General features: G+C 69.9%; 19 protein-coding genes and 4 tRNA genes. 4 read left to right on the forward strand and 19 right to left on the reverse strand.

From position 1 onward, the window contains the following. Window positions 1-2: 2 nt before the first annotated feature. The 6 genes from B5F85_RS05095 to B5F85_RS05120 all read right to left on the reverse strand — a co-directional run bounded on the left by B5F85_RS05095 (window position 3) and on the right by B5F85_RS05120 (window position 5526). Window positions 3-815: a pseudouridine synthase gene (locus B5F85_RS05095; protein ID WP_087315039.1), complete on the reverse strand. Its 813-nt coding sequence runs from the start codon at window positions 813-815 to the stop codon at window positions 3-5. Beyond that, window positions 808-1572: an SMC-Scp complex subunit ScpB gene (gene scpB, locus B5F85_RS05100; RefSeq protein ID WP_087315041.1), complete on the reverse strand. Its 765-nt coding sequence runs from the start codon at window positions 1570-1572 to the stop codon at window positions 808-810. The genes B5F85_RS05095 and scpB overlap by 8 nt, the downstream gene beginning before the upstream one ends. Next, a complete protein-coding gene (locus B5F85_RS05105) occupies window positions 1569-2429 on the reverse strand; it encodes a ScpA family protein (protein WP_087315043.1) in 861 nt (286 codons plus the stop codon). The genes scpB and B5F85_RS05105 overlap by 4 nt, the downstream gene beginning before the upstream one ends. A 2-nt stretch (window positions 2430-2431) precedes the next feature. Next, window positions 2432-3118: a site-2 protease family protein gene (locus B5F85_RS05110; RefSeq protein ID WP_087315045.1), complete on the reverse strand. Its 687-nt coding sequence runs from the start codon at window positions 3116-3118 to the stop codon at window positions 2432-2434. A gap of 97 nt (window positions 3119-3215) precedes the next feature. Next, window positions 3216-3536, reverse strand: coding sequence for a hypothetical protein (locus B5F85_RS05115; protein ID WP_087315047.1), 321 nt, complete (start codon window positions 3534-3536; stop codon window positions 3216-3218). Further along, window positions 3529-5526 carry an ABC-F family ATP-binding cassette domain-containing protein gene (locus B5F85_RS05120; protein WP_087315049.1) on the reverse strand — a complete coding sequence of 666 codons (1998 nt, stop codon included), beginning with the start codon at window positions 5524-5526 and terminating at the stop codon, window positions 3529-3531. The genes B5F85_RS05115 and B5F85_RS05120 overlap by 8 nt, the downstream gene beginning before the upstream one ends. 269 nt (window positions 5527-5795) lie before the next feature. Between B5F85_RS05120 and B5F85_RS05125 the strand changes: the two genes are divergently transcribed. From B5F85_RS05125 to B5F85_RS05140, 4 genes are all read left to right on the forward strand, one after another. Beyond that, on the forward strand, window positions 5796-7619 hold the full coding sequence (locus B5F85_RS05125) for an acyltransferase family protein (RefSeq protein ID WP_087315051.1): 1824 nt from the start codon (window positions 5796-5798) through the stop codon (window positions 7617-7619). Window positions 7620-7736: 117 nt separating this feature from the next. Next, window positions 7737-7811 (forward strand) — tRNA-Val (locus tag B5F85_RS05130). Between the two features lie 2 nt (window positions 7812-7813). Then, window positions 7814-7889: transfer RNA gene (locus B5F85_RS05135), tRNA-Ala, on the forward strand. 439 nt (window positions 7890-8328) lie between these two features. Further along, complete coding sequence (locus B5F85_RS05140) at window positions 8329-10194, forward strand: alpha-amylase family protein (RefSeq protein WP_087315053.1); 1866 nt, start codon at window positions 8329-8331, stop codon at window positions 10192-10194. Window positions 10195-10225: 31 nt separating this feature from the next. On the opposite strand, the gene B5F85_RS05145 is transcribed toward B5F85_RS05140, so the two are convergent. From B5F85_RS05145 to tsf, 13 genes are all read right to left on the reverse strand, one after another. Continuing rightward, window positions 10226-10891 (reverse strand): biosynthetic peptidoglycan transglycosylase, encoded by a 666-nt coding sequence (locus B5F85_RS05145; protein ID WP_087315055.1) that lies wholly within the window; start codon window positions 10889-10891, stop codon window positions 10226-10228. 164 nt (window positions 10892-11055) lie between these two features. Then, window positions 11056-11131, reverse strand: a tRNA-Ile gene (locus B5F85_RS05150). Window positions 11132-11176: 45 nt separating this feature from the next. Continuing rightward, window positions 11177-11252 (reverse strand) — tRNA-Ala (locus tag B5F85_RS05155). Between the two features lie 95 nt (window positions 11253-11347). Then, the gene (locus tag B5F85_RS05160; RefSeq protein ID WP_087315057.1) at window positions 11348-12373 is read right to left on the reverse strand and encodes an alpha-hydroxy-acid oxidizing protein; all 1026 of its coding nucleotides are present in this window, start codon (window positions 12371-12373) and stop codon (window positions 11348-11350) included. A gap of 62 nt (window positions 12374-12435) precedes the next feature. Then, window positions 12436-14133 carry a proline--tRNA ligase gene (locus tag B5F85_RS05165; RefSeq protein ID WP_087315251.1) on the reverse strand — a complete coding sequence of 566 codons (1698 nt, stop codon included), beginning with the start codon at window positions 14131-14133 and terminating at the stop codon, window positions 12436-12438. Between the two features lie 342 nt (window positions 14134-14475). Further along, on the reverse strand, window positions 14476-15558 hold the full coding sequence (ispG, locus tag B5F85_RS05170) for a flavodoxin-dependent (E)-4-hydroxy-3-methylbut-2-enyl-diphosphate synthase (RefSeq protein WP_087315059.1): 1083 nt from the start codon (window positions 15556-15558) through the stop codon (window positions 14476-14478). 8 nt (window positions 15559-15566) lie between these two features. After that, window positions 15567-16952, reverse strand: coding sequence for a site-2 protease family protein (locus tag B5F85_RS05175; RefSeq protein WP_087315061.1), 1386 nt, complete (start codon window positions 16950-16952; stop codon window positions 15567-15569). Continuing rightward, entirely contained in the window at window positions 16949-18139 is a 1191-nt protein-coding gene (gene dxr / locus B5F85_RS05180) for a 1-deoxy-D-xylulose-5-phosphate reductoisomerase (protein ID WP_087315253.1), read from the reverse strand. Before dxr ends, B5F85_RS05175 begins: the two co-directional genes overlap by 4 nt. A 5-nt stretch (window positions 18140-18144) precedes the next feature. Further along, window positions 18145-19083, reverse strand: coding sequence for a phosphatidate cytidylyltransferase (locus B5F85_RS05185; protein ID WP_087315062.1), 939 nt, complete (start codon window positions 19081-19083; stop codon window positions 18145-18147). Continuing rightward, window positions 19080-19865, reverse strand: a complete 786-nt coding sequence (uppS, locus tag B5F85_RS05190; RefSeq protein ID WP_087315064.1) for a polyprenyl diphosphate synthase — start codon at window positions 19863-19865, stop codon at window positions 19080-19082. Before uppS ends, B5F85_RS05185 begins: the two co-directional genes overlap by 4 nt. Next, window positions 19865-20410 (reverse strand): ribosome recycling factor, encoded by a 546-nt coding sequence (frr, locus tag B5F85_RS05195; protein WP_087315066.1) that lies wholly within the window; start codon window positions 20408-20410, stop codon window positions 19865-19867. The genes uppS and frr overlap by 1 nt, the downstream gene beginning before the upstream one ends. A gap of 3 nt (window positions 20411-20413) precedes the next feature. After that, the gene (gene pyrH, locus B5F85_RS05200) at window positions 20414-21142 is read right to left on the reverse strand and encodes a UMP kinase (RefSeq protein WP_087315068.1); all 729 of its coding nucleotides are present in this window, start codon (window positions 21140-21142) and stop codon (window positions 20414-20416) included. A 180-nt stretch (window positions 21143-21322) separates the two neighbouring features. Beyond that, the gene (tsf, locus tag B5F85_RS05205) at window positions 21323-22192 is read right to left on the reverse strand and encodes a translation elongation factor Ts (protein ID WP_087315070.1); all 870 of its coding nucleotides are present in this window, start codon (window positions 22190-22192) and stop codon (window positions 21323-21325) included. Between the last annotated feature and the right edge of the window lie 23 nt (window positions 22193-22215).

Consider the following 22215-nt stretch of genomic DNA (forward strand, 5'->3'; position numbering starts at 1 on the left):
TCCTATCTGCTCACGAGCGCCTCGAGCGCGGCTACCTCGGCCTCGTCGAGGTCGCGCCACGCGCCCTCGACGAGACGCGTGAGCCTGAGCGGCCCGAAGGCGTCCCGGTGCAGCCGCAAGACCTTGTGCCCCACGGCCTGCATCATCTTCTTGACCTGGTGCTTGCGCCCCTCGTGGATGGTGAGCCCCACCACGGCGTTGCGCTCTCCCCCGCCGGTCCGCCCCGGCCCGCGCGGCGCCACCACCGAGAAGAGCGGGTCGCCGGGCGAGAGCAGCTCGGCGCGCGCGGGGGCGCTCACGCCCTCGTTCTCGAGCTCGACGCCGCGGCGCAGCCGCTCGAGGTCGCGCTCGTCGGGGGTGCCCGAGACCAGGGCCACGTAGTGCTTGGTCACGTGCCGGGAGGGGTGCAGCAGCGCCTGGCCGAGGTCCCCGCTCGTGGTGAACAGCAAAAGGCCCGTGGTGTCGAGGTCGAGCCTGCCCACCGGGTAGAGACCGGGCGCCTCGTCGCAGGGCACGAGGTCCGCGACGGTGGGGCGTCCGTGGGGGTCGCTCATGGTGGTGAGGCACCCCGCGGGCTTGTAGAGCATGAGGTGGCGCGGGCGCTCCTCGATGCGGGCGGGCCGCCCGTCGACGGTCACCACGTCGCGCGCGGGGTCGACCTTGCTGCCGAGCTCGGTCACCACCTGGCCGTTCACTCGCACGCGCCCGGCGGTCATGAGGCGCTCGGAGCCGCGCCGGCTCGCGACGCCCGCGCGGGCGAGGAAGCGCTGGAGCCGCATGGGGTAGAGCCCGTCCGGGCGGAGGGGGTCACTCATGGGCCTCGCCGTCCTTCTCGGCGGCCTTGACCTCGGCGTCCGCGAAAGTCTCGATCTCGACTTGAGCCCAAGTCTCGACCTCGGCCTCAGCCTCAGGCGAAGCCTCGACCTCAGCCTCAAGCGAGGCCTCGGCGTCGAGGCCGGGCGCGTCCTCTTCCTCGATCAGCGGGCCCACGGAGCGCCCCGAGAGGCGCTCGCGGATGAAGCGGCGCGACTCCTCGTCTGGCGCGAAGTCCTCGAGCGGCGGCAGCTCGCGGATGCTCCTCAGCCCAAAGTGCTCGAGGAACAGGCGCGTGGTGCCCCAGAGCTGCGCCTGCCCGCGGTCCGAGGCGCGCCCGACCTCGCGGACGAGGCCCTTCTCGCGCAGGGAGGCGATCACGCCGTCGGAGTTGACGCCGCGGATCGCGCGGACGCCCTCGCGCGTGACCGGCTGGTGGTAGGCGATGACGGCGAGCGTCTCGAGGGCGGCCTGCGAGAGGCGGCGCGTGTCCCAGCTCATCACGTAGTCGGCCACGCGGTCGTGATGGGCGGGGTGGGTGAACAGGCGCCACCCTCCGGCGACCTCGCGCAGCTGGAAGCCGCGCTCGGCGTCGGCGTACTCGGCGGAGAGCTCGGCGAGGGCCGAGGCGACCTCGCCGGGCGTCGCGTCGCAGGCGCGCGCGAGGTCGGGCGCGCTGACGGCGTCGTCCGAGACGAGCAGCAGGGCCTCGAGCAGGCCCTTGAGAGATCCCGAGTCCAGGCGGTCCAGGTCGGTCATGAGAGGCTTCCTTCCTCCTGCGTCCCGATGTCGAGCGGGTCCTCGCCAAAGTCCTCGCGCAGCTCCGCGAGGACCGAGTCGTCAAGCTCGTAGGGGTCGGCCCCCTCGACGTGCGCGATCTCGATGTCGCCGAAGAGCTCGTCCTGGCGCACGCTCACCAGCCCGCGCTTGTAGAGCTCGAGGATGGCGAGGAAGTTGGCCACCACCGCCTCGGGCGGGTCGTCGTCATCGACGAGGTCCGAGAAGCACAGGCGCCCGCGACCGCGCACGAGGCGGTCGACGGAGGCGATGGTGAGCGCGACGGGGAGCCGCCTGGGCGCCACGTGCTCGGCCTCGAGCAGGAAGGTCTCCCGGCGGCTGTCGATGTCGGCGCAGATGACGGCGAGGCTGCGCAGCGTGATCCCCTCGAGGTAGTCGGGCATGAGGCCGAGGAACTCGGGGTCGGCGCCCACGGTCCTCGGGTGCATGCGCCCCTCTGCCTCTCCGCGCGCGGCGAGCGCCGCGGCGGCGCCGCGGAACTGCTTGTAGGCGATCAGTCGCGCGACGAGCACCTCGCGGGCCTCCTCGGGCGTGAGCCCCTCGAGGTCGAGGTCTTCCTCGTCGTCGACCGAGGGGCGCGCGAGGGGCTCCTCCGGGACGAGCGAGGCCGCCTTGATGTCGAGCAGCGTCGAGGCGACCAGGACGAAGTCGCTCGCCACGTCGAGGTCGATCTCGCCCATGCGGTCGACCTCCTCGAGGTACTGGTTGGCGACCTCCGAGATCGAGATGGACCCGATGGTCACCTTCTGCCTGCTCACGAGCGTGAGGAGCAGGTCGAAGGGCCCCGAGTAGGCCTGGGTGCGGACGCGGTAGGACATCGTCAGAGCACCGCCCCGATCAGGGCCGCGTAGAGCCGCCCGGCCGTGGCGCCCAGGTAGGCGCCGAGCGGGTCCACCCTCAGCAGGCCCGGCAGCACGTAGAGCGCCGCGAGCAGGATGGCCATCGAGTAGTTCTGCAGCTCGTAGTACTTCTGGCGCGCAGGGCCCTTGAGGAAGTAGAGGATCACCTTGGAGCCGTCGAGCGGCGGCAGCGGGATGAGGTTGAAGAAGCACAGCACGAGGTTGACGTAGACGTAGGTGAGAAGGCCGTCGAGCACCCACCACGCGGGGCCGTCGGCATAGGCCGCAGAGCCCAGCCCTCCCGCGAGCAGCGCGCCAAAGACCGCGGTGCCGAGAAGCGCCTGGAGCAGGTTGGACGCCGGGCCCGCGAGCGCCACGAGCAGCTCGTCGCGGCGGGGCTTGCGCAGGCGGTAGGGGTTGTAGGGCACGGGGCGGGCGAAGGCGAAGACCGGTCCGCCGAGAAGCGCCATCATGAGCGGCAGCAGCACCGAGCCGAGCGGGTCGAGGTGGGCGCGCGGGTCGAGCGTGAGGCGCCCGGCCTCCTTGGCGGTGTCGTCGCCGCACAGGTGAGCCACGAAGCCGTGGGCCACCTCGTGGACCATGGCGGAGAGCATGACGAGGGCGACGGTCACGGCGACCGAGACGAGCCCCTCGAGCGTGGTTGGCATACCCCTCCTTCTTCGGGCGCTTCTTAGGCTGACGACGCGGGTTGACAATGTCGTCAGACGCCAGCGTCAACATTGGCAATGTCGTCTGACGCCAGCGTCAACCACGGCGCAGCGAGGCGGACGCGCGGCTCAAGATGCAGTCGAGCACGAGCAACACTATAGCAAGAGCGGCGAAGTCGCCGCGGAAGGCGCCCCCGAGGGGCGTCTGGAAGACGAAGAGGCCCGAGAGCGCCCCCGGCACCAGGCGCGTCACCGCGCCGTTGAGGCCGAGCAGGTAGGTGCGCGCGCCGGCGGGCAGGACGGCGTCGGCCACGACGAGCAGGGCGAGGACCCACGCGGCGACGCTCAGCGCCAGGCCGGCGACGCGCAGGGCGGCCGCGGCCGGGGAGCCCTGCCGCCGTGCGGGGGCGCTACGCATCGAGGGCCCCCTCGATCTTCTCGGTGAGCTCGAGCCACTCCTGCTCGAGCGCGGGAACCTTCTTCGAGAGCGCGGTGTACTCGGTCATGCACTCGTCGAAGCGCCTGGCGTCCGCGTAGAGCTCCTCGGTCGCCATGAGCGCCTCGAGCTCCGCGAGGCGGGCCTGCGCGGGCTCGAGCGCGGCCTCGACCTGCTTGAGGCGGTCGCGCTCGGCCTTGAGGGCGCGGTTCCTGCGGTTGCGCTCCTCGGCCTCGGCACGGCGCTGCTCGCGCGTCTTGACGTTGCGGCCGCCCGGGGCCTGGGGCGCGTCCGCAGCGGGCGCGCCCGGGCGGGCCGGCGCCTGGGCCTGGGCGGCCTGCTGCTCCGCGGCGCGGCCCTCGAGCTCGGCGCGCTTGAAGAGGTAGTAGTCGTAGTCGCCGTCGTAGACGGTGACCTTGTGGTCGCGCACGTCAACGACCTTGTTGGCCACGGCGCGGACGAGGTGCTCGTCGTGGGAGATGAGCACGATCGTGCCGGCAAAGTCCACCAGGGCGCGCTCGAGCACGTCCACCGAGTCGATGTCCAGGTGGTTGGTGGGCTCGTCGAGCAGCAGCAGCGGGTCGGGGGCCACGAGCATCTTGGCGAGCGCCAGGCGCGCCCGCTCGCCGCCGGAGAGCACGCTCACGCGCTTCTCGACGTCGTCACCGTGGAACAGGAAGGCGCCGAGCAGGCGGCGCTCCTCGGAGGTGGTCCAGCCCGCCGCGACGGTGTCCATCTCGCCGAGGACGGTGTTGGCCTCGTTCAGCTGCTCGAGCTGGTGCTGGGCGTAGTAGGCCATCGTGACGCTCTTGCCCAGGGACACGCTGCCCGCGTCGGGCGCGAGCTGGGCGTTCATGAGCTTCATGAGCGTGGACTTGCCCGCGCCGTTGGGGCCCACGAGCACCACGTGGTCGCCGCGGTAGAGCGTGAGGTCGACGTCCGAGTAGACGTGGTTCTCGCCAAAGGACTTGGCGACGCCCTCGAGCTTGATGACCTCGTCTCCGGTGCGCGGCGGCTCGGGGAACGAGAAGTGCACCTTCTTGGTACCCTCCGGCAAGATCACGAGCTCGCTTTTGATCTGCTCGATCTTCTTCATGCGCTCCTGGGCCTGGGCGGCCTTGGTGGGCTTGTAGCGGAACTTGTCGACGAAGACCTGCATGTGCGCGATCTCGCGCTCCTGGGCGGCGCGCTTGGCGCGCATCTGCTCGAGGTTGTCCTCGCGCTGCCTGAGGTAGCTCGAGTAGTTGCCGGCGTAGGTCGTGATGCGGCGGTTCTCGACGGCCGCCACGTGGGAGACGCAGGCGTCCATGAAGGCGCGGTCGTGCGAGACGAGAAGCACGGCGCCGTCGTAGCCCGCGAGGAACTGCTCGAGCCACTTGACGCTCTCGAGGTCGAGGTGGTTGGTGGGCTCGTCCAGAAGCAGCAGGTCGGGGTGACGAAGCAGCAGCTTGGAGAGGGCGATGCGCATCTGCCAGCCGCCGGAGAAGTCGCAGGCGGGCTTGTCGAAGTCCTCGACGGGAAAGCCCAGGCCCGCCAGGATCTGGCGCGCGCGGCTCTCGAGCTCGTAGCCGCCCAGGCGCTCGAAGCGGTCCTGGGCGTGGCCGTAGCGCTCGAGCAGCGCGTCGAGCTCGGGGCCGGGGGCGGTGGACGAGATCTGCCGCTCGAGCTCGGCCACCTGCCGCTCGACCTCCTTCACCTCGTGCGCGGAGTCGACGACCTCGGCAAGGGCGCTCTTCTGCCCGGCGAGGTGGGTCTCCTGCTCGAGGTAGCCGATCGTGGCGTCGCGCGCGAAGCTCACGGTGCCCTCGTCGGCGCTCTCCTCCCCCATGATGATCTTGAGCAGCGTGGTCTTGCCCGCGCCGTTGGGGCCCACGAGGGCCCAGCGCTCGTGGGCGTTGAGCTGCAGCGTGGCGCCCGAGTACAGGACCCGGCCGCCAAAGGACTTGGTGATCTTGTCTGCGAGTGCTATCACGTGCGTCTTCCCTGGCTCTTCTTCGTACAAACCAACTCAGTATAGGCGAGGCGGCGCCCGAGCCCGCGGCCGTTTGGCATCTCACAATCTTCCCAGCTGCCGGCGCCGTCTTGCGCGGGGCTGCCCGGGCGCTCCCCGGCGGGCGGCGGCTCGCTCGTGGTGCGATTGTCAACTTGGCGTTGGCTTGGCGTTCGCGGCCCCCGGGGACGCTAGAATGGGACGAGAAAATCCCGCGGCCGAGCGCCACGACACAACCGAGGTACCACGCAATGCCAACCACCAGGAAGGTCCCCGCCCTTGACGGGCTGAGGCTCATCGCCATCGCTGCCATCGTGATCTACCACGCCAACCCCACGTGGCTCCCGGGCGGCTACTTCGGCGTGACCGTCTTCTTCGTCCTCACGGGCTACCTCACGACGCTCTCCCTCGAGCGCATGATCGCGCGCGACGGCGGTCTCGACTACCCGCGCTACGTCATCGGGCGCGTGCGGAGGCTGCTGCCCTCGATGCTCGTCGTCGTGGGGGCCGTGGCGGTGCTCGCCGCGATCTTCTCGCCCGCGCTGCTCCCCAAGGTGAAAAGCGACGCGGTGCCCGCACTGCTGTTCTTCGAGAACATCTACTACATCGTGCGCAACGTCTCCTACTTTGCCGCGGCGGGCCTCCCCTCCCCGCTCACGCACCTGTGGTTCGTGGGCGTGACGATGCAGTTCTACCTCGTGTGGCCGCTGCTGCTGTTCCTGCTCACGCGCGTGGCGCGCCGGCGCGTCACGGCCGAGCGCGTGGTCGCCGTGCTGGCCGTCGCCTCGGCGGTGGCGATGGCGGTGCTCTACGACCCCGCCGGGGACACCAACCGCATCTACTACGGGCCGGACACGCGCGCCGCGGAGCTGCTCGTGGGAGCGCTCGTCGCGCTCATGACGCGCGGCCGCGGCTGGGAGATCGCGCTGCCCTCCCAGGGTCGGCGCGCCGCGCGGCGCACGGTGCCCGGCTGGGTCTTCGAGCTCGCCGCGCTCGGCTCCGTGGCGGGCCTCGGCGCGATGATGGTGCTCCTGAACGGCTACTCCGAGTTCGCCTATCGCGGGGGGATCTTCCTCGCCGCCGTGCTCTCGGGCATCTTGATCGGCTCGCTCGCGCGCCCCTCGAGCCTGCTTGCCCGGATCGTCGGAGCCCGGCCGCTCGCGCTTGCCGGCGCGCGCGGGTTTGCCGTGTACCTCTGGCACTACCCGCTGCTGCTCATCATGAACCCCGCCACCCGCACGACCGAGCTGCCGTGGTGGGGCTGGGTCCTGGAGCTGCTCGTCATCGTCGTGGTGTCCGAGCTCACGTTCCGCGTGGTCGAGCGCGGCGTGGGCGCGCCGATGCTGCTCGGCCAGGCGCGCCCGGCGCTCGTGGCCGAGGCCGCCGCGCTGCTCGCGGTGATCGTGGTCTCGCTCGCGCCCATCTCAGCGGAGCAGACCGGCGTCCCCACCGCCGAGCAGGGCGCCGAGTCTCAGGTGGTGCAGTTCAACCCCGAGACCGATGGGTATGACGTCTCGGGGACCTATCTCGCGGGGACCGGCTTCGCCTCGGCGGTGGACACGATCAACCGCCTCAACTACGACGTCGACGTCGAGACCGGCGCCACTGACGCCGGCGTGCTGCTCGTCGGCGACTCGGTGTCGCTCGGCGCGGCGACGCAGTTCCAGCGCGTCTTCCCCAACGGCTGGATCGACTCGGCCGTGGGCAGGCAGCTGCCCGTGGGGCTTGAGGTCTACAACCAGTGCGTGGCCGACGGGCACGGCGCCGACGTGGTGGTCTTTGCCCTGGGCAACAACGGCGTGGCGCGCGAGGACCAGGTCCGGGCGCTCATCGACGCGGCGGGCCCGGACAAGAAGGTCTATCTGGTGACGGTGCGCGTGCCGCAGGCGTACCAGGACATGAACAACCAGCTCTTCCGCGACGTCGCGGCAACCTACGACAACGTCCAGATCATCGACTGGTACGGCGAGAGCGCCGGCCACGACGAGTACTTCTGGGCTGACGGCACGCACCTTCGTCCCGAGGGCGGCGAGGCCTACGTCATGATGCTGCGTCGCGCGATCACGGGACGATAGGGTCCCTCGACGGGCGCCGGCGCTTGGCCTTCGCCGCAATCATCCCGGTTTGTCGTGATTTCAAAAAAAGTCGTGCCATGCGGTGCGAGTTCTGATAAGATGCTCTAGCGCAAGCAAGGGCGATTGGCTCAGGGGTAGAGCACTTCCTTCACACGGAAGGGGTCGCTGGTTCGAATCCAGCATCGCCCACCATTGGGGATATAGCTCAGTTGGGAGAGCGCGTGACTGGCAGTCACGAGGTCAGGGGTTCGAACCCCCTTATCTCCACCATGACAGATCAGGCCGTCGGGCAGGTGCCCGACGGCCTTTTTCGTCTCATGCCCCGGCGCCTCGGCGGCAATGTCCATGCGCTCGCGCGGGCTCATCCGCGGTTGTAGGTCGTTTTTGGGAACTCCTCTCGTATGGGCTGCCCGGGCCACGACAAAATGGCAGGTACTGAAATGGCATGTCGCCGGTAGTACTTCGGTGTCCCGCAAAAAACTGCCTACAACGCAACGCGCTCGCGCGGAGGGCGCCGCATCAAGGCCTCGTGCGCGCCACAGAACGCATGCGCCGCCCCCGCCTGCCCCGCGGAAGCGATAAGAGAACGTTCCCACCCCGTCTCCGCCCGCTCGGGGAAAACATCGCCCGCAGCCGGGCGCCGCGTCATAGAATGTGCCCGATATGATAACGTTCCCACACTCCGGGACCTGAGAGAGGGGCCGAGAGGATGCCAAGAAAGAACACCCCGGACGCGACCTCCGCCGACGAGGTCTTTCTCCGTCGCCTGCGTCGTCACCACGACGAGCTTCGCTGGCTCTACATGGAGCTCTACGACAACGCGGACATGTTCGGCGAGCTCGTGAGCCAGCTGCGCCGCTTCTACGACGAGCGCCCCGACGCCCTGCGCGCCCTCGACGCCGAGCGCGAGGCGCAGGGCGCGTGGTATCGCAGCCGCGACCTGCTTGGCATGCAGATGTACGTCGACAACTTCGCCGGCAACCTCAAAGGCGTCGAGGATCGCCTCGACTATCTCGAGCGCGTGGGCGTCAACTACCTGCACCTCATGCCGTTTCTCGACACGCCCGCGGACAGAAGCCGCTCCGACGGCGGATATGCGGTCAGCGACTTTCGCCGCGTGAAGCCCGTGCTCGGCACGATGGAGGACCTCTCCCGCCTCGCGAGGAAGTGCCACGGCCGCGGCATCAGCCTCTGCATGGACTTCGTCATGAACCACACCTCCGACGAGCACGAGTGGGCGCGCCGCGCCCGCGCCGGCGAGGGCGAGTACATGAGCCGCTACTTCTTCGTGAGCGACCAGGGCGTCATCGACCGGTACACGCGCGACGTCCCCCAGGTCTTCCCCACCACCGCGCCCGGCCACTTCACGTACCTCCCCGAGCTCGGCCAGAGCGTGATGACCCAGTTCTATCCCTACCAGTGGGACCTCAACTACCGCAACCCGCGCGTCTTCAACGAGATGATGTACAACTTCCTCTACCTGGCCAACCAGGGCATGGACATCATCCGCATCGACGCCGTCCCCTACATCTGGAAGCAGCTCGGCACCAACTGCCGCAACCTCCCGCAGGTCCACACCATCGTGCGCATGATGCGCATGATCGGCGAGATCGTGTGCCCGGGCATCGTGCTGCTGGGCGAGGTCGTCATGGCGCCCGTCGAGGTGGTCCCTTACTTTGGCACCGTCGAGAAGCCCGAGTGCCACATGCTCTACAACGTGACCACGATGGCGACCACCTGGAACGCCGTGGCCTGCCAGGACACGCGCCTGCTTCGCGGCCAGCTCGAGGCCGTCTGCGGCCTGCCGCGCGAGTACACCTTCCTCAACTACCTGCGCTGCCACGACGACATCGGCTGGGGCCTCGACTACGCGACGCTCTCGACCTGGGGCATGCAGGAGGTCCCGCACAAGGCCTACCTCAACCGCTACTTCCAGGGCCTCGAGCCCGGCAGCACGAGCCGCGGCGAGCTCTACAACGCGGACCCCGTGACGGGCGACGCGCGCTTCTGCGCGACCACGGCCTCCATGTGCGGCGTCGAGGCGGCGGGCTTCGAGGGCGACGAGGCGGCCATGGAGGTGGCCGTGCGCAAGGACGTGACGCTGCACGCCTACCTGCTCGCCCAGTCTGGGCTCCCTATTGTCTACAGCGGTGACGAGGTCGCCCAGGTCAACGACTACTCCTACAAGGACGACCCCGAGCGCGCGGAGGACTCCCGCTACATCCACCGCGGCCGCTTCGACTGGTCGCTCGTCGACCGGGCCGACGAGCCGGGCACGGTGCAGGCGCGCGTCTTCTCCGCGCTCCGCGCGCTCGAGGCCGTCCGTCGCGCGCAGGAGGTCTTCGACGCCGGCGCGGAGGTCACGATCGTCGACTACAGCGACCCGGCCGTCCTGTGGATCCGCCGCCGCGCGGGCGAGAAGACCCTCGACGCCGTCTTCAACTTCTCGGGCGAGGACCGGACGCTCTGGATGCCCACGCGGGCCATGTACGAGGACCTCGTCGCCGGCGCCGCGGCCGAGTTCCAGACCTTCGAGCTCGCCGCCTGGGACTTCCGCTGGTACCTGAGCGCCTAGCCGCCGTCCGCGCGCGGTCCGCCGCCGCGCCTCACGCCAGGCCGTACCGCTCCATCTGGGCGAGGACCAGCTCCGCGCGGGCCCACGCGAGCGCGGGGTCCGCGGAGAGCGCGCTCGGCGCGTTGGGCAGCCCTGCCATCAGGGCGCACTCGCCCTCGGTCATCTGGGACGGCTCCTTGCCCAGGTACCCGCGGGCGGCCGGCCCGATGCCCGTGCGGCCGTCGCCGAAGTACGAGGTGTTGACGTAGAGCTCCAGGATCTCGCCCTTCTCGTACGACGCCTCGAGGTCGAGGGCGAGAAGGACCTCCGCCACCTTGCGGCTGAAGTCCTTCTCCTGCGTGAGGAAGAGGTTCTTTGCGAGCTGCTGGGTGATCGTGGAGCCGCCCTGCTCGAGCGAGAGCGTGGTGAGGTCGTGCCAGGCGGCGCGGCAGATGGCTATGACGTCGAAGCCGGGGTGCTCGTAGAAGCGGTGGTCCTCGATGGCCACGACCGCCCTCAGGTAGAAGTCGGGGAGCTCCTCGACGCGGACGTAGCCCTCCGCCGAGCGCGCCTCCTCGACCGCCTCCTCGACAGGCCGCTCGGCAAGGACGTCTCGATAGAGCGCATAGCCCCGCACGGCCACGATGGCGGCCGCGACGGCGCCGATGGCGACAAGGACGAGAAGAACGCGCCGAACGACCCTCAGAACCGCTCTCATGGCCTCGCACCTCCCTTTGCTTGTTCCATTGTACGGTGCCGAAGGCGCGGCCGACAGGGCTCGCCCTTATCGGCAGGTGACGATTTCGCAAGGCGCCGCGCACGCGGCGACGTCGTGACGCGCAAAAAAGCTCAGAGACCCGAATGGCCTCTGAGCTGGTCTTTTGGTGGGCCCAGCAGGATTCGAACCTGCAACCCAGGGATTATGAGTCCCCTGCGCTAACCGTTGCGCCATGAGCCCGTGATATGAAAAAGGCGGCGACCGAAGCCGCCGCCAGCAATTTCATGGTGGAGATAAGGGGGTTCGAACCCCTGACCTCGTGACTGCCAGTCACGCGCTCTCCCAACTGAGCTATATCCCCGTGCGTTGGTGCGAAGAGAATATTACCAGAGTGAGCGATGCGGTCAACCCCCAATTTTGATTTTGTCGCGGCGTCGCCGGGCGCCCGCGCCTCCCCTACCCCCAGAGCATCTCGCGCGAGATCCGTGCCACGGAGGACGCGCCGCACATCTCCATGGCGTCGGCGAGCTCGGAGCGCAGCTCGCGGAGGTAGGCGCGCACGCCGTCCTCTCCCCCGCCAAAGGTGGCCACCACGAAGGGGCGGCAGACGAGGCAGCCGCGGGCGCCCAGCGCGAGCGCGCGGAAGACGTCGAGGCCGCTGCGGATTCCGCCGTCCACGAGCACCTCGACCCCCTCGCCCGCGGCGTCGACGATGCCCGCAAGGACCTCGGCCGTGGCGGGCGTGCCGTCCAGGACGCGGCCGCCGTGGTTGGAGACCACGATCGCGTCCACGCCGGCATCCGCCGCCCGGAGCGCGGCACGCTCAGTCATGACGCCCTTGAGCACGAAGCGCGCGCCCGCGTCGTGGCAGCGCGCGGCGACCCGCGCGATCTGGTCGGCCGACTTGGCGCCCGCTGGCGGCTGCTGGCCGCGCAGGAAGGGCAGGCCCGCGGCGTCGATGTCCATGGCGACGGCGGCGGGGCGCGCCGAGAGCGCCTCGTCGAGCTTGCGCGAGAGCGTGGCGTCGTCCCAGGGCTTGACCGTGGGGACGCCGGCGCCGCCAAGCGAGCCCACCAAGCCGCACGCCTCGGTCATGATGGAGGCGTCGAGGCCGTCGCCGGTCCAGGCGAGCGTGCCCTCGGCGGCCGCCGCCTCGAGCACGCAGCGGTTGTAGCCCACGGTGTCGTACCTCTCGCCATAGTGGCGCTGGACGTCGCCCACGGGGCCGACCATCACCGGCAGCGAGAGCTCGCGCCCGAGCACCGTGGCGCGCGTATCCGCGGAGAAGGTCTCGTGCAGCGTGTCCATGTTCACGCGCAGGGCCTGCCAGGCCTCCCAGTTGCGGTGCGCCACGCGCCCGACGCCCTTGTCGCCAGGTCCTGGCATGACGCCGGCGCACGCGCGCCCGTCGCAGACGGGGCACGCGCGGCAGTGGGGCCCGATGTTGCCGCGCGCGGCGGCCGCGAGCTCTGAGTAGGTCATGGGACGTCCTTTCGATACAAGAGTGCCCCGGCGAGAGGGGCCGGGGCACGCGGGGTCACGGCTTAGGCGCGGGCGGGGACGACGCGCTCGGAGATCCAGGAGACGAGCTCGTCCATCGGCACGTCGAGGCGCTCGCCGGTCTCGCGGACCTTGACCTCGGCCATGCCAGCGGCGACGCCTCGCTTGCCCAGGATCACCTGGTACGGGATGCCGATGAGGTCGGCGTCGGCGAACTTGACGCCCGGGCGCTCCTTGCGGTCGTCGAGAAGCACCTCGATCTCGGCGGCGGAGAGCTCCTCCACGACCTTCTCGGCCACCGGGGCCACCACGTCGTCGCCCACGGCCAGCGGCACGACCTCGACCTCGTAGGGCGCCACGCAGACGGGCCAGCAGATGCCGTGCTCGTCGTTGTGCTGCTCCACGACGGCGGCCAGCGTGCGGGAGACGCCGATGCCGTAGCAGCCCATGAGGAAGGGACGCTCGACGCCGTCCTCGTCGGCGAAGGTGGCTCCCATGGACTCGGAGTACTTGGTGCCGAGCTGGAAGACCTGCGAGATCTCGATGCCGCGGGCGCTCTTGAGGGCCGCGCCGCAGTGCGGGCAGGGGTCGCCGGCCTTCACGCTCACGAGGTCGGCCCACTCGTCGACCTCAAAGTCGCGGCCCGGACGGGCGCCCGTGAAGTGGTAGTCGACCTCGTTGGCGCCGCAGGTCCACGACACGCTCTCGCGCAGCGACTCGTCGCAGACCAGGCGCACGCCCACAGGCAGGCCCACGGGCCCGATGAAGCCCTTGTGCAGGCCGGCGAGCTCGAGCTCCTCGTCGCTCATGAGGTGGTAGGCGCCAAAGAGCTTGCCCGCCTTGATCTCGTTGAGCTCGTGGTCGCCGGGGACGATGGCGACGACGCTCGTGCCGTCCTCGGCCACGAGCGCGAGCGACTTGCGCGTGCCGTTCTCGGGGAAGCCGAAGAACGCGGCCACGTCCTCGATGCTGCCGAGGCCCGGGGTGTGGACCTTCTCGAGCGTGCCGTCGCCGGGACCCTCGGTCACGGGGACCTTGGTCGCGGCGGCCTCGACGTCGGCCGCGAAGCCGCAGTCGCAGTAGACGAGCTCGGCCTCGCCGGAGTCGGCGAGCGCCATGAACTCGACGGAGGTGTCGCCGCCGATCTGGCCGGAGTCGGCCACGACGGGCAGCGCGTAGATGCCGCAGCGCTCGGCGATGCGGGCGTAGGCGGCCTTCTCCTGCTCGTAGCACTCCTGCAGCGACTCCTGCGTCGCGGAGAAGCTGTAGGCGTCCTTCATGATGAACTCACGGCCGCGCATGAGGCCAAAGCGCGGGCGCATCTCGTCACGGAACTTGTCCTGGATCTGGTAGAGCGTGCAGGGCAGCTGCTTGTAGGAGCGCAGCTCGTTCTTCACGAGGTCGGTGAAGGTCTCCTCGTGCGTGGGGCCGAGGGCGAACTCGCGGCCGTGGCGGTCGGCGATGCGCATGAGCTCGGGGCCGTAGGCGTCCCAGCGCCCGGACTCGTGCCAGAGCTCGGCGGGCGTGAGGATGGGCACCATCATCTCCTGGGCGCCGATGCCCTCCATCTCGTCGCGGATGACTGCCTCGATCTTGCGGATCGAGCGCCAGGCGAGCGGCAGGTAGCTGTAGAGGCCGGCGGCCGTCTTGCGGATCATGCCGGCGCGCAGCAGCAGGCGATGGCTCGCGAGCTCGGCCTCGGCGGGGTCCTCCTTGAGCGTGGGGGCGTAGAGCTGGGACATCTTCTGATAACGCTTCACGTGCGTATCCCTTCTGTTCAACGTGCAACGCCCATGATTCTACGACATACGGCCGAGAAGAACGGTCGAGGCCGCAACTCAACCTCCGCCTGCCCGGCGGGGCCAACCCCCGGCGCTCGGACAGTCCTCGCTCGCTGCGGAACTCGCGGCGGGGGTTGGCCCCGCCGGGCAGGCGGCCAAGACGTCACGCCATCGATAGTTGCGCTCGGTTGACGTAGGCCCAGCGGCGACCGCATATGTCCCGCCGCGAGTTCTTGCCGAGCGTCCTTCTCGGCAAGCTGTCTGAGCGCCGGGGCATATGCGGCCACCGCTGGGCCGGGCGTTCTAGGTGAAGCGCCGCTCGATCTCGGCGAAGAGCTCGTCGACGGCGTCCGCCTCATCGACGGTGCGGATCTTCTCGCCCGCGGCGAACAGCACCGCCTTCCCGCGGCCGCCCGCGAGGCCGATGTCGGCGCCCTTGGCCTCGCCGGGGCCGTTCACCACGCAGCCCATGACGGCCACGGTGATGGGCGCGCGCACGCCGGCCAGGCGCCGCTCGACCTCGGCGGCGACGCCCATGAGGTCCCACTGGCAGCGGCCGCAGGTGGGGCAGCTCACGAGCTCGGGGCGCAGGCGGCGCAGCCCCACGGCGGAGAGCAGGTCCCAGGCCACGTGGACCTCCTCGACCGGGTCGGCCGTGAGCGAGAGGCGCATGGTGTCGCCGATGCCCTCCATGAGCAGGGCTCCGACGGCGGCGGCGTTCTTGACGGTGCCCTGGCGGGCGGTGCCGGCCTCGGTGACGCCGATGTGGAGCGGGACGTCGGGCAACTCGCGGGAGAGGGCGCGGTTGACCTCGACGGTCGTGGGGACGCCGTGGGCCTTGGCGGAGAGCACGATGTCGCGGAAGCCGCGCTCGCGGAAGTGCGCGACGAACGAGGAGGCGGAGCCCACGAGCTTCTCGACCTGCGTGAGGTCGGGCCGCTCGGCGTAGGCGGGGTCGAGCGAGCCGGCGTTGACGCCGATGCGGATGGGGATGCCCGCCTGCCCCGCCTCGTCGATGACCGCGTCGACGCGGTCCCAGCTGCCGATGTTGCCGGGGTTGACGCGCAGCGCCGCGGCCCCGCGCCGGCAGGCCTCGATGGCGAGGAGATGGTCGAAGTGGATGTCGGCGACCACGGGCAGCGGGGAGTCGGCGCAGATGCGCTCGAAGCCGTCGAGCGCGCCGGCGTCGGGGACGGCCACGCGCACGATCTCGCAGCCCGCCTCCGCGAGCCGGCCGATCTGCTCGAGCGTGGCCTGGGCGTCGGAGGTGGGCGTCGTGCACATGGACTGGACCGAGACGGGGGCGCCCCCGCCCACGGGGACCTCCCCCACCATGACCCGGCGCGTCAGCTCGCGCGGCGCGGGGCGCGCATTGTTCTCGCTCATGGAATCACCTAGCCGATCACAAAGCGGACGAGGTCGTTTTTGAGGACGACGACAAAGACGAAGAGCATGAAGGCCACGCCGACGTAGCTCAGGCCGAGCTGGACGCGCTGGGGCAGCGGGCGCCTGATGACGAGCTGGATGAGCTCGATCAAGATCTTGCCCCCGTCGAAGGGCGGCACGGGGATGAGGTTCATGAAGCCGAGCGACATCGAGAGCGCCGCGGCGAGGATCAAAAGCGAGGAGAGGCTCTCGGAGGCCGCCTCGGAGGCCATCGCCGAGATGCCGACGACCGAGCTCGACTGGTCGAGGACCTCCATCGTGTGGCTCGGGTTGAGCAGCTGCGCCACGTAGGAGGCGACCTGGCCGGTGTAGTCGAAGGTGGCCTGGACGGCCTGGGCGGGCGTCAGGCGATAGCTCGCCACCGAGGAGAGGATGCCAAAGAGCTCGGTCGCCTCGCCGTCCGGCAGGTCGACGAGGGTCGTGCGCTGCTGGCCGTCGCGCTCGAAGGTGAGCTCGAAGTCGGTGCCGCTCGAAAGATAGGGCTCGAGCGCCTCGACGAGACCGTTCCAGGTACTGACCTCGGTGTCGCCGACGGCGGTGATCTGGTCGCCGGCGGCAAGGCCGGCGGCCTCGGCGGGGGTGCCCTGCTCGACGCCGCCGATGACGCTCACGTCGGGAACGTAGCTGAACTCGCGCACCATGTACGAGCAGGTGATGATCGCAAAGGCGAGGACGATGTTGACGAGCGGGCCGGCCACCAGCATGACGATGCGCTTGAGCGCGCCCACGCCGAGGTAGGTGCGCGAGCGCTCGTGGGCGAGGAACTCCTCCGGCGTCATGCCGGTGTCGTGGGGCTGGCCGGCGGCGGTGGAGCCGGGCAGCGCGAAGTCGTGGCCCCGGTCGTACTCGGTGAGGTGGGCGCCGTCGCGCGGGGTCGTCTCGAAGGCGGCGGGCCAGGTGCTCTGGGAGGGCTTCTCGCCGAGCTCGGCGTCGTAGTAGGGGCGGATCGCGGCCCAGTCGCTCAGGGTGGCGAGCAGGTCGTAGGCGCGGTCGACGTCGCAGCCGAGCTCCTCGGCGACCTCTTCGGCGCGCACGCGGCCCCGCCTGGTGACGAGGTCGAGGGCGGGCGCGAGCAGCTCGTCGTCTGTGCCCTCCATGCCGCAGATGCGGGTGTAGCCGCCAAGAAGGATAGGCGTCACGCCAAACTCGGTGCCCACCGAGCGGCTCTTGCGAGAGAGCTTGAGCGGGCAGGGCAGGCCGAGGAAGAACTCGGTCGCGCGCACGCGCAGGGCGCGGGCGGCGAGGTAGTGGCCGCCCTCGTGGACGAAGACGAGGGCGGAGAGGACCAGAAGCCCCCAGAAGACGGCTGAGAGAAAGCCGATGAGCGCGGTCAAATGCGAACCTCCATGAGCTCGGCGCGGGCCAGCTCTCGGGCGCGTGCGTCCACCTCGTCGAGCTGCGAGACCGACTCTACCCGCTCGACGGGCGTGCGTCCCATGACGGCGGCGACGACGCGCTCGATGTCGAGGAAAGAGCACAAACCTTCGCGGAAGGCGGCGTTGGCGACCTCGTTGGCGGCGTTCATCGCGCAGGGCAGCGTGCCGCCGGCACGCCCCGCCTCGCGGGCGAGCGCGAGGCAGCCAAAGGCCCGCTCGTCGGCCTCGCCAAACGTGAAGGGGTCCTCCGCGCACCAGTCCACGCGGCGCGCCGTGGCCTCCCAGCGCTCGGGGTAGCTGAGCGCGTACTGGATCGGCGCGCGCATGTCCGAGCTGCCGAGCTGGGCCTTGACGACCCCGTCGACGAACTCGACCATCGAGTGGATCTTGCTCTGGCGGTGCACGAGGACGCGGATGGCGTCGACTGGCTGGTCGAAGAGGTGGTGCGCCTCGATGACCTCGAGGCCCTTGTTCATGAGGGTCGAGCAGTCGATCGTGATTTTGGCGCCCATGGTCCAGGTGGGGTGCGCGAGCGCCTCGGCGGCCGTGACGCGGGCGAGCTCGTCTCTGGTGCGGCCGTAGAAGGGGCCGCCCGAGCAGGTGAGCCAGATGCGCGCGACGTCCTCGGGCTTCTCCCCCACCAGGCACTGGAAGATGGCGCTGTGCTCGGAGTCGACGGGCAGCAGCCTGCCCGGGCGCGCGAGCGGCATGAGCAGGTCGCCCCCGCACACGATCGACTCCTTGTTGGCGTAGGCGAGCGACTTGCCGGCGAGAAGGGCGGCGTGGCCGGCGTGGATGCCGGCAAATCCCACGAGGGCGTTCACCACCACGTCGACGTCGGGCAGCGTCGCGAGCTCGGTGACGGCCTCGGGTCCGCTGCCGAGCGCGCAGCCCGCGGGAAGCTCCCCGAGCACGGGGTCGGCCGCGTGGGCGGGGTCGGCGACGGCCACGTGGGCCGCGCCGAACTCCCGGGCGGCGGCGACGAGCGCGCCTGTCGAGGAGCTCACGGAGAGCGCGACCACGCGGAGCCTGTCGGGGTGGCGGCGGCAGACGTCGAGGGTCTGGGTGCCGATGGAGCCGGAGCAGCCGAGAACGGCCACGCGCAGCGGCTCGCCGTGGCGCGCCGGCTCGCCGGCGCGGCTCATCTCTGTCACAGGATGCCTCCAAAGCGAAGCAGGAAGAACGCGGCCATGCCGCCGAAGAGCATGGAGTCGCTGCGGTCGAGCAGCCCGCCGTGCCCGGGGATGAGGTTGCCGGAGTCCTTGACGCCCGCGCCGCGCTTGATGCGCGACTCGAAGAGGTCGCCAAAGACGGCGGCGATGCCGACGACCAGACCGCATCCCGCGGCGAGCGCGACGTCGAGGGTCGGCACCAAGAACAGCGCCACCAGCACCCACACGAGCACCGAGCCCACGAGGCCGCCGACGAAGCCCTCGACGCTCTTGCTGGGCGAGATGCGCGGAGCGAGCTTGTGCGCGCCGATCGCCGAGCCCACGAAGTAGGCCATGGCGTCGTTGCCCCAGATGGAGAGCATGACGGTGAGGGCGAGCAGCGCGCCGGTGAGGCCGGCGTCGGAGGCGCGGATGAGCACGACGCTCGAGAAGGCGAGCGAGGTGTAGACGGGGCCGAACGCGGTGACCGCGACGTCGGCGATGTTGGCGCGCGGCGTGAGGACGTACCAGACCGCGCAGGCCATGAGCAGCATGAAGATCACAAGCGTGAGGGCGAGAAGCCCGTTGGCGTAGGCGGCCAGCGGGAACAGCAGCGCCGCGGCGAGGCCCACGACCTCGTTGGGCATGCGGCCGCCCATGCGGCAGATGCGGAAGAACTCGGAGCAGCACAGCCACGCCTCGGCGGCGATGAGGACCGTGGTCGTGAACGGTCCCACGAACAGGCACACGAGGGTGGCCAGGGCGTAGATCGCGCCCGACATGGTGCGGGTGAGCAGGCGCTCGGCCGAGCTCCTGGCCTTCTGCCCCTTGAGGTCCCCGGCGGCGCGCGCCTCCTCCTTCGAGGCGCGGCGGTCCTCGAGGCGCTCGATCTGGCGGTCGAGGCCGGCGGAGGCGTTCTTGTCGGCTCTCTTGGTCATGAGGCCACCACTCCCCCGAAGCGGCGCGAGCGCCCCTGGAAGGCGGCGACGGCCCTCAGGAACTCCCAGCGGTCGAAGTCGGGCCAGAGGGTGGGCGTCACGTAGAACTCGGTGTAGGCGAGCTGCCACAGGAGGTAGTTGGAGAGGCGCATCTCGCCGGAGGTGCGGATGAGCAGGTCCGGGTCGGGCAGGCCTGCGGTGTAGAGGCGCTCCGACACCGCGCGCTCGTCGACGCCCGCGGGGTCGATCAGGCCCTGGGCCGCCTCGAGGGCGATCTGGCGCGCGGCGCGGGCGATCTCGGCACGCGAGCCGTAGTTGACCGCGAGCGCGAAGGTCATGCCGTCGTGGTCGGCTGTCTCGTCGAGGCCGCGCTGGAAGACCGTGCGCGTGCGCTCGGGGAGCGCGTCGATGTCGCCGAGGAAGCGCAGGCGGACGTTCTCCTGGTGGAAGAGCGGGAGCTCCTTCACCAGCGTCGTCGCGAACAGGTGCATCAGCAGGTCGACCTCGTGCTGGGGGCGCCTCCAGTTCTCGGTCGAGAAGGCGTAGACGGAGAGCGCGTCGAGCCCGAGCCGCACGCTCGTGGTCACGGCCTCCCGCAGCGAGTCGACGCCGGCGACGTGCCCGCGCGAGCGGTCGAGCCCGCGGGCCGTGGCCCAGCGTCCGTTGCCGTCCATGATGATCGAGACGTGCGCGGGGATGCGGTCGAGGTCGATGTCGCCGAGGGAGATGTCCTCGGGCGCGTCGGAGTAGTAGGCGCGGAGCTTTTCGGTGTCGAGGCGCACTAGATCTCCATCACCTCGGCGCTCTTGGCCTTGAGCAGCTCGTCGATCTTGGCGACGTAGGAGTCGGTGACCTTCTGGACAGCCTTCTTCTCGCGGGACTGCTCGTCGTCGGAGAGCTCCTCGTCGCGCTCGATCTTGCCGTTGACGTCGCGACGGACGTTGCGGACGGAGACGCGGGCCTCCTCGGCGAGCTCCTTGCACTCCTTGACGAGCTCGCGGCGGCGCTCCTCGGTGGGCTTGGGGAACGGCAGGCGGATCGAGACGCCGTCGTTGGAAGGCGTGATGCCGAGGTCAGAGCTCTCGATGGCCTTCTCGATGGCGCGCAGGGCGCTCTTGTCCCACGGCTCCACCACGAGCATGGAGGCCTCGGGGACCTTGATGCCGGCGAGCTGGGTGATCGGCGTGGGCTGGCCATAGTAGTCGACCATGATCGGGGCGAGGATCTGCGCGTTGGCGCGGCCGGTGCGGACGCGTGCGAAGTTGGCCTTGAGCGTGTCGAGGCACTTGGCCATGTTCTTCTCGGCGCGGTCGGTGTAGGTGCTCATTGTCTAGTCCTCCTCGACGACGGTGGTTCCGACGTTGTCTCCGCTGACGGCCTTCATGAAGACGCCGGGCTGCTTGATGTCAAAGACCATGATGGGCATCTTGTTGTCGTGGCACAGCGCCGTGGCGGTGGCGTCCATTACCTTGAGGTCGCGGTTGAGGACCTCGCGGTACGAGATGGTGTCGAAGCGCCTGGCGTCGGGGTTGGTGCGCGGGTCGGCGTCGTAGATGCCGTCGACGTTGGTGGCCTTCATGAGCACCTCGGCGTTGATCTCGCAGGCGCGCAGAGCCGCGGCGGTGTCGGTGGTGAAGTAGGGGTTGCCGGTGCCGGCGGCGTAGATGGTGATGCGGCCCTTCTCGAGGTGGCGGATCGCGCGGCGGCGGATGTAGGGCTCGGCGATCTGGCGCATCTCGATGGCGCTCATGACGCGGCAGTCCATGCCGTTGCGCTCGAAGCAGTCCTGGAGCGAGAGCGAGTTGATGACCGTGGCGAGCATGCCCATGTTGTCACCCTGGGCGCGGTCCATGCCGGCCGCGGCGCCGGCCAGGCCGCGGAAGATGTTGCCGCCGCCCACGACGATGGCGACCTGCACGCCCGCCTCCCAGACGGGCTTGATCTCCTCAGCGAGGCGCTGCGGGACCGCCGGGTCGATGCCGTAGGCCTGGTCCCCCATGAGGGCCTCGCCCGAGAGCTTGAGAAGAACGCGCTGATACTTGATGTTTGCGTCAGACAAGCCGACCTCCACTCCTCGTTGTGCGCTCCCGTGATTCTACCAGAGCGCGCGGGCCGTGCCGCCGGTGCGTGCGCGACCGCTCTCGCTTCTCACGCGAGCGGGCGCGGGCGAGAAGGACCTGCGGCAGCAAAAGGGGCCGGCGATCGTTCGCCGGCCCCCGCAAGAGCTCTGGGTTGCGCGCTACTCGCCGAAGGTGTAGCGGACGAAGCTCATGACCTCGACGTCGTCGCCGAGGGACTTGCTCACGTTCTTGGCGAGCTGGCCGATGGTGAGGGAGCTGTCCTTGACGAACTCCTGCTCGGTGAGGACGCTCTCCTTGAAGTACTTCTCGAGACGGCCCTGGGCCATCTTCTCCTGGATGGCCTCCGGCTTGCCGGACTCGGCGGCCTGAGCCTTGTAGATGGAGAGCTCGTGCTCGATGACGTCGGCGGGGACGTCGTCGCGGCGGGCGGCCACGGGAGCGGCGGCGGCGACCTGCATCGCGACGTCGTGCGCGAAGGTCTTGAACTCGTCGGCCTGGGCGGTCTCGGCCTTGCCGAGCTTGAAGGTCACGATGTCGGCGAGCTTGCCGCCCAGGTGGACGTAGCTGCCGAGGGCGCCCTCGTCGGCGGTGACGCGCTGGAAGCGGGCGATCTTCATGTTCTCGCCGATGACGTGGATCATCTCGGTGAGCTCGGCGTCGACGGTGGAGGCGCCCATCGCGCAGGCCTTGAGGGCGTCGACGTCGGCGGGGTCGTTCTCGGCGACGACCTTGGCGAGCTCGAGCGCGAAGCCGGTGAACTTAGGGTTGGTGCCCACGAAGTCGGTCTCGCAGGTGAGCTCGAGGATGGCGCCGAGCTTGGAGTCCTCGGAGACGTAGGTGGCGATGGTGCCCTCGTTGGTGTCGCGGCCGGCGCGCTTGACGGCCTTGGCGACGCCCATGGTGCGGAGGATGTCGACGGCCTTGTCGATGTCGCCATCGGCCTCGACGAGGGCCTTCTTGCACTCCATCATCGGGGAGTCGGTCATCTCGCGGAGCTGCTTGACGAGGGCGGCGGTAACCTGTGCCATGGTGGTTCTCCTCTTGGTCGTGG

It is taken from the genome of Olsenella sp. An293, assembly GCF_002159495.1.
Classification (GTDB): Bacteria; Actinomycetota; Coriobacteriia; order Coriobacteriales; family Atopobiaceae; genus Thermophilibacter.

Bases quoted from the DNA above. Each gene is read 5' to 3' on its own strand.
- B5F85_RS05095 (WP_087315039.1), bottom strand. From the start codon at position 815: ATGAGTGACCCCCTCCGCCCGGACGGGCTCTACCCCATGCGGCTCCAG.
- scpB (WP_087315041.1), bottom strand. From the start codon at position 1,572: ATGACCGACCTGGACCGCCTGGACTCGGGATCTCTCAAGGGCCTGCTC.
- B5F85_RS05105 (WP_087315043.1), bottom strand. From the start codon at position 2,429: ATGTCCTACCGCGTCCGCACCCAGGCCTACTCGGGGCCCTTCGACCTG.
- B5F85_RS05110 (WP_087315045.1), bottom strand. From the start codon at position 3,118: ATGCCAACCACGCTCGAGGGGCTCGTCTCGGTCGCCGTGACCGTCGCC.
- B5F85_RS05115 (WP_087315047.1), bottom strand. From the start codon at position 3,536: ATGCGTAGCGCCCCCGCACGGCGGCAGGGCTCCCCGGCCGCGGCCGCC.
- B5F85_RS05125 (WP_087315051.1), top strand. From the start codon at position 5,796: ATGCCAACCACCAGGAAGGTCCCCGCCCTTGACGGGCTGAGGCTCATC.
- B5F85_RS05140 (WP_087315053.1), top strand. From the start codon at position 8,329: ATGCCAAGAAAGAACACCCCGGACGCGACCTCCGCCGACGAGGTCTTT.
- B5F85_RS05145 (WP_087315055.1), bottom strand. From the start codon at position 10,891: ATGAGAGCGGTTCTGAGGGTCGTTCGGCGCGTTCTTCTCGTCCTTGTC.
- B5F85_RS05160 (WP_087315057.1), bottom strand. From the start codon at position 12,373: ATGACCTACTCAGAGCTCGCGGCCGCCGCGCGCGGCAACATCGGGCCC.
- B5F85_RS05165 (WP_087315251.1), bottom strand. From the start codon at position 14,133: ATGTCCCAGCTCTACGCCCCCACGCTCAAGGAGGACCCCGCCGAGGCC.
- ispG (WP_087315059.1), bottom strand. From the start codon at position 15,558: ATGAGCGAGAACAATGCGCGCCCCGCGCCGCGCGAGCTGACGCGCCGG.
- dxr (WP_087315253.1), bottom strand. From the start codon at position 18,139: ATGAGCCGCGCCGGCGAGCCGGCGCGCCACGGCGAGCCGCTGCGCGTG.
- B5F85_RS05185 (WP_087315062.1), bottom strand. From the start codon at position 19,083: ATGACCAAGAGAGCCGACAAGAACGCCTCCGCCGGCCTCGACCGCCAG.
- frr (WP_087315066.1), bottom strand. From the start codon at position 20,410: ATGAGCACCTACACCGACCGCGCCGAGAAGAACATGGCCAAGTGCCTC.
- tsf (WP_087315070.1), bottom strand. From the start codon at position 22,192: ATGGCACAGGTTACCGCCGCCCTCGTCAAGCAGCTCCGCGAGATGACC.